We start from the raw sequence: 6104 nt of genomic DNA on the forward strand, positions 1-6104 counted from the left end.
CGCGCCGTCGCCGGGCTGTCCGTGCGGCCCGGCTATGTGCTGAGCGACGGTTTCCGGGTGCCCGGTTTGGCGGTCCCGTCGCTGCCGGTCATCGGTGGCGACGCGGTCGCGGCGTGTATCGCGGCGGCCAGCGTGCTGGCCAAGGTCAGCCGGGACCGGCTGATGGTCGCCATGGATTCCGATCACCCCGGTTACGGCTTCGCCCTGCACAAGGGCTACAGCACGCCGGCGCACAGCACGGCGCTGGCGCGGCTGGGCCCCTGCCCCGAGCATCGTTATTCGTTCATCAACGTGCGGCGCGTCGCGAACGGGTCGGGTGCCAGGCTGGTGGCGGACTGCGCACCGGACCCACCGCTGCAGCGCGACGGATATCGGTGAGGAAAGATAGGACCAGGATTCCCGGACCATCGTGTGGGAGAAGGACGTCTGAGCAGATGAGTGGCAGATGAGCGCAGAAGATCTCGAAAAGTATGAAACCGAGATGGAGCTCTCGCTGTACCGCGAATACAAGGACATCGTCGGCCAGTTCAGCTACGTCGTGGAAACCGAACGGCGTTTCTACCTGGCCAACAGCGTGGAGATGACGCCGCGCAACGCCGACGGCGAGGTCTACTTCGAGCTGCGGTTGTCGGACGCCTGGGTGTGGGACATGTACCGGCCCGCGCGGTTCGTCAAGCAGGTGCGCGTGGTCACCTTCAAGGACGTCAACATCGAAGAGGTCGAGAAGCCCGAGCTGCGGCTTCCCGAATAGCCGCCGCTCAGGCGTTCGGAGGAAGCTCGGTCTCCGTGGGCGCGGGCAGCTGACCGCGCTGGTCGATGACCGCGCGCGCGACCTCGGCCAGCTTGATGTTCAGCGCCTGGGAGTGGCGGCGCAGCAGGTCGAACGCCTCGTCCTCGCCCATGTCGTGCAGCGTCATCAGCATGCCGACCGCCTTGCCGATCTCGCGGTTGCTCAGCAGCCCGCGCCGCAGGCTGGCGGCGTCGTCCCCCTTGGCGACGGCGTTGATGGCGACGCTGGCGAAGGCGGCCAGCACCGCCGCTTGCCCGGCGGACTCGGCGTCGAACGTGTTCGGGGTGTCGCTGAACAGATTGAGCGCAGCACCTTTGCGTTTGTCGACGAGGAGCCGGAATCCCATCGCGCCCCGCACCGGAGTCTCCGCGACCAGGATCGACGCCAGCTGGGGCCACAGCGACGGCGTGGTCAGGTCCGGGTCGATCTGGGGCGTCTCCTCCTCGATCGCGTCGATGCACGGGCCGTCGCCCGCGCGCCGTTCCAGCTCGTCGACCTGCTGCGCGAGCCGGTCACTGGCTCCGACGGTGACGTATTGCTCGTTCTCGCGCACCATCAGGCTGGCGTGGTCGCAGCCGCGGATGGCGAGGGTGGCGGCGACGCAGATGGCGGCATACATCTCGTTGGCCTCCGAGCCCCGATAGATGATCTCGGCCAGAGCCGCGAAAACCGTCGCGGGGTCGGCTTTCTCTCCACCCGTCGAAAGCGCGTCCGCGCCGGCTTTCGGGTCGTCCGCCATGCTGTTGCCTCGATTCCTGCGGTGTCGGCGGTGTGGCCGGTCGATCGCCGTAGATTATCGGCCGCCGACCCCACCCTTGCACGCGGTTTGGTCCGGCTGCACAGTTTCGGCCGACCGGGGGAGGGAAGGACGTCTAAATGGGTGTGACCGTCGCGGTGACCGGACCCACCGGGGAGATCGGTATCTCCGCGGTGACGGCGCTGGAGCGCGAACCGGCCGTCGACGCCGTCATCGGGATGGCTCGCCGGCCGTTTGACCCGTCGTCCCGTGGCTGGGTGAAGACCACCTATCAGCAGGGCGACATTGTGGACCGCGAGGCCGTCGATGCCCTGGTCGCACAGGCCGACGTGGTGGTCCATCTGGCCTTCATCATCATGGGTTCGCGCGACGAGAGCGCCCGCGTCAACCTGCACGGCACCCGCAACGTCTTCGAAGCGACGGTGGCCGCCGAGCAGCCGCGGCGCCTGGTGTACACCTCGTCGGTGGCGGCCTACGGCTACCACTCCGACAACCCCGTCCCGCTGACCGAGGACGTGCCGGCGCGGGGGTCCGCCGAGCACTACTACTCCGCGCAGAAAGCCGCATGCGAGTCGATGCTCGTCGACATCACCCAGGATTCGCCGCTGGAGGTGTTCGTCTTGCGGCCGTGTGTGGTCGCCGGGCCCAACGCCACCGCCCTGGCCGACGCCATGCCGTGGAATCAGCTGCCCGGCCCCGTGCGCGCGATTGTCAAGGCACTCAGGGCCGTTCCGATGCTGAAGCCGGTGGTCCCGGACCCGGGCTTCCCGCTGCAACTGGTTCACCACGACGATGTCGCGTCCGCGATCGCGCTGGCGGCGACCGCCCCGGCGCAGCCGGGGGCCTACAACATCGCCGGTGACGGCGTCGTGTCGGTGGCCGACGTGGCCAAGGCGCTGGGTGGGCGCCCGGTACGGGTTCCGGCCGTCGCGGCCTCGGCGGCCTCGGCGGCCATTTCGCGGGTGCCGCGGGTGCCGTCCATGCTGGAATGGCTGCACACCGCGCGCACGTCGATGGTTATGGACACCACCAAGGCCAAGACCCAACTGGGCTGGCGACCCGTCCACTCCTCGGCGCAGGCGTTGACCGCGCTGGCTAGTGCGGTCTGAGGTGGTCTGAGGCGGCGTGCGCGCCGCCGGCCCGCAACGCGGTAATTTGATGCGGTGAGGTCTCACCGTTGGGCCGTGTCCGGGCCTGCTGCTGCCGATTACGACGAACACGCGGTCACCGTCACGCCGCGTAAGCGCGAGGCGGCGGGTGTTCGGGCGGTGATGGTCTCGCTGCAGCGGGGGTTCGAGCAGATGGGCGCGCTGCGCACCGCGGCGGCGCTGGCGCGGCTCAACCAGCGCAACGGTTTCGACTGCCCGGGCTGCGCGTGGCCCGAGGAGCACGGTGGGCGAAAGGTGGCCGAGTTCTGCGAGAACGGCGCCAAGGCCGTCGCCGAGGAGGCCACCAAACGTACCGTCACACCGGAATTCTTCGCCCGGCACTCGATCGCTGAGCTGTCGGCAAAGCCCGAGTATTGGCTGTCCCAGCAGGGCAGGCTCGCCCATCCCATGGTGTTGCGCCCCGGCGACGACCATTACCGCCCGATCGGCTGGGACGCCGCCTATCGGTTGATCGCCGAGGAGCTGGGCGGCCTGGGCAGCCCCGATGAGGCCGTGTTCTACACCTCGGGCCGCACCAGCAACGAGGCCGCTTTCTGCTACCAGCTGTTGGTTCGGTGCTTCGGCACCAACAACCTCCCGGACTGCTCCAACATGTGTCACGAGTCCACGGGCTCGGCGCTCACCGAGTCGATCGGAATCGGAAAGGGTTCGGTCACCGTCGAGGACGTCGAGCTTGCCGACCTGATCGTGATCGCCGGGCAAAACCCGGGCACCAACCACCCGCGGATGCTGTCGGTCTTGGAGAAGGCAAAAGCCAACGGCGCCAAGATCATTGCGGTGAACCCGCTGCCCGAGGCCGGGTTGATCCGTTTCAAGGACCCGCAGAAGGTGCACGGCGTCGTCGGGAAGGGCATCCCGGTCGCCGACGAATTCGTGCAGATCCGTCTCGGCGGTGACATGGCGCTGTTCGCCGGGCTGGGCAGACTGCTGCTGGAGGCCGACGATCGGGCCCCGGGAACCGTCATCGACACCGCATTCGTCGAGGCGCATTGCGCCGGGTTCGACGAGTACCGGCGCCGCACCGCCGGCATCGACCTCGACGACGTGTTCGCCGCCACCGGCATCGAACGGCAGCAGCTCGAACGCGTCGCCGCCATGCTGAGCGCGTCGCGGCGGACGGTGGTGTGCTGGGCGATGGGCCTGACCCAGCACACCCACGCCGTCGCCACCATCGGCGAGATCACCAATGTGCTGCTGCTGCGCGGCATGATCGGCAAGCCGGGCGCGGGAGTCTGCCCCGTCCGTGGGCATTCCAACGTGCAGGGCGACCGCACGATGGGCATCTGGGAGCAGATGCCGGAGGAGTTTCTGGCCGCGTTGGATAGCCGGTTTGGCATCACCACTCCCCGCAAGCACGGGTATGACACCGTGGCCGCGATCCGGGCGATGCGCGACGGACGGGCGAAGGTGTTCGTGGGTATGGGTGGCAACTTCGCGTCAGCGACCCCCGATACGGTCGTCACCGAGGCTGCCTTGCGCAATTGCGCTCTGACCGTGCAGATCTCGACCAAACTCAACCGCAGCCACCTCGTGCACGGGAACTCCGCGCTGATCCTGCCGACACTCGGGCGCACCGACCGTGACATTCGTGGTGGGAGGAAACAGGTTGTCTCGGTTGAGGATTCGATGTCAATGGTGCATTTGTCACGCGGCAGCCTGCGCCCGCCGAGCGACCAGGTGCGCAGCGAGGTGGAAATCGTCTGCCAGCTGGCGCGTACGATTCTTGGTGCGGCGCACCCGGTTCCGTGGGAAAAATTCGCGGCCGACTACGACACCATTCGCGATGCGATCGCCGCGGTGGTCCCCGGCTGCGCCGATTACAACCGCAAGGTGCGTCAGCCAGACGGGTTCCAGCTTCCCCATCCGCCACGTGACACACGCGAATTCCACACCAGCACAGGGCGAGCCAACTTCGCCATCAACCCATTGCAGTGGGTGCCGGTTCCTCCCGGCCGGCTGGTGCTGCAGACATTGCGCAGCCACGACCAGTACAACACCACGATCTACGGCCTCGATGACCGTTATCGCGGCGTGAAGGGCGGGCGTCGCGTGGTGTTCATCAACCCCGCCGACATCGAAGCCCTGGGCCTGATTGCGGGCGGCCGGGTCGACTTGGTGTCGGAGTGGACGGGCGCCGACGGACACCTTCAGGAGCGGCGCGCGAAAGACTTTCTGGTGGTGGCGTATTCCACTCCGGTCGGCAATGCCGCAGCCTACTATCCGGAGACAAACTCGCTCGTCCCACTGGATCACACGGCAGCAAAATCGAACACCCCGGTGTCGAAAGCCGTCATAATCCGGGTTGAGCCGGCCGCGGCCGCGTCGCCCGTCGCCGGCGATGAAATCGCGTAGTGGGGCACGTAACGGCGCGTCGGCGGGTGACGCATCTGCGGGCCGAGAAGGCGATCACCCGGTCGGAAACCCTGGTCGTCGAGGAGCCGTTGGAGATCCGGGTCGACGGCGCGGCGGTCACCGTGACGATGCGCACGCCGGGATCGGATATCGAACTCGCCCAAGGCTTTTTGCTCACCGAAGGGGTCATCGGCGGCCGCGACGATGTGCACAGCATCCGCTACTGCGCGGGCCGCGACGATGACGGCGTGAACAGTTACAACGTTCTGGACGTGACGCTGGCGCCGGGCATTCCCCCACCCGACCTCGATGTCACCCGCAATTTCTACACCACCTCGTCGTGCGGAGTGTGTGGCAAGGCTTCGCTGGATGCGGTGCGGTTGATCAGCCGGTTCACCCCGGGCGCCGATCCCGCCACCGTCGCGGCGAGCGCGCTGCAGGCGATGCCCGACCAACTTCGTTCCTCGCAAAAGGTTTTCGACAGCACCGGGGGACTGCACGCGGCGGCGCTGTTCGAGGTCGACGGTCAGATGCTGGTGGTGCGCGAGGACGTCGGCAGGCACAACGCGGTCGACAAGGTGATCGGCTGGGCATTGGAGCATCAGCGGTTACCGCTGGAAGCCTCGGTGTTGCTGGTCAGCGGACGGGCATCCTTTGAGCTGACCCAGAAGGCCGTGATGGCGGGGATTCCGGTGCTGGCCGCCGTGTCCGCGCCGTCGTCGCTGGCCGTGTCGCTGGCCGAGGAGTCCGGTCTCACCCTGGTGGCGTTCTTGCGGGAGGACTCGATGAACATCTACACCAGGGCCGACCGCATCACGTAGTCCGATGGCGGCTTCGGGCGCCGCGCCGTCGGCTGTGGATGGATGCCGCACTGGGGATAACCGGCCGGTGCGGCGGGTGCAGGCGACGGCGGTGGCCCGCCCCGTCGGGACCGCCGGGCACGGTGGCTCGCATGACGACAGAAACGACGATGACCCGGATCCAGCTGGGAGCGATGGGCGAGGCGCTCGCCGTGGATCATCTGACGCGGGCGGGA

The 6104-nt window shown here is 67.7% G+C and carries 5 protein-coding genes and 2 pseudogenes; 6 read left to right on the forward strand and 1 reads right to left on the reverse strand.

The annotated features are described in order from the left end of the window. Positions 1-378 (forward strand): annotated as a pseudogene (locus Q0W90_RS22500) (ribonuclease HII); the annotation flags it as partial. Positions 379-445: 67 nt separating this feature from the next. Continuing rightward, positions 446-751 (forward strand): DUF2469 domain-containing protein, encoded by a 306-nt coding sequence (locus Q0W90_RS22505; RefSeq protein ID WP_003875077.1) that lies wholly within the window; start codon positions 446-448, stop codon positions 749-751. A gap of 7 nt (positions 752-758) precedes the next feature. Here the strand turns inward: Q0W90_RS22505 and Q0W90_RS22510 are convergent, their stop codons facing one another. Next, complete coding sequence (locus tag Q0W90_RS22510) at positions 759-1529, reverse strand: GAF and ANTAR domain-containing protein (RefSeq protein WP_297601090.1); 771 nt, start codon at positions 1527-1529, stop codon at positions 759-761. Positions 1530-1666: 137 nt separating this feature from the next. Between Q0W90_RS22510 and Q0W90_RS22515 the strand changes: the two genes are divergently transcribed. The 4 genes and pseudogenes from Q0W90_RS22515 to Q0W90_RS22530 all read left to right on the forward strand — a co-directional run. Continuing rightward, positions 1667-2656, forward strand: coding sequence for an NAD-dependent epimerase/dehydratase family protein (locus tag Q0W90_RS22515; protein WP_297601088.1), 990 nt, complete (start codon positions 1667-1669; stop codon positions 2654-2656). A 54-nt stretch (positions 2657-2710) separates the two neighbouring features. Continuing rightward, a complete protein-coding gene (locus Q0W90_RS22520) occupies positions 2711-5068 on the forward strand; it encodes an FdhF/YdeP family oxidoreductase (protein WP_297776726.1) in 2358 nt (785 codons plus the stop codon). Continuing rightward, positions 5068-5889 (forward strand): formate dehydrogenase accessory sulfurtransferase FdhD, encoded by an 822-nt coding sequence (fdhD, locus tag Q0W90_RS22525; protein ID WP_297601083.1) that lies wholly within the window; start codon positions 5068-5070, stop codon positions 5887-5889. Before Q0W90_RS22520 ends, fdhD begins: the two co-directional genes overlap by 1 nt. A gap of 131 nt (positions 5890-6020) precedes the next feature. Next, a pseudogene (locus Q0W90_RS22530) lies at positions 6021-6104 on the forward strand (YraN family protein); the annotation flags it as partial.

Source organism: Mycobacterium sp. (assembly GCF_025933915.1).
In the GTDB taxonomy this organism is placed as follows: Bacteria; Actinomycetota; Actinomycetes; order Mycobacteriales; family Mycobacteriaceae; genus Mycobacterium.

Bases quoted from the DNA above. Each gene is read 5' to 3' on its own strand.
- Q0W90_RS22515 (WP_297601088.1), top strand. From the start codon at position 1,667: ATGGGTGTGACCGTCGCGGTGACCGGACCCACCGGGGAGATCGGTATC.
- Q0W90_RS22510 (WP_297601090.1), bottom strand. From the start codon at position 1,529: ATGGCGGACGACCCGAAAGCCGGCGCGGACGCGCTTTCGACGGGTGGA.
- Q0W90_RS22505 (WP_003875077.1), top strand. From the start codon at position 446: ATGAGCGCAGAAGATCTCGAAAAGTATGAAACCGAGATGGAGCTCTCG.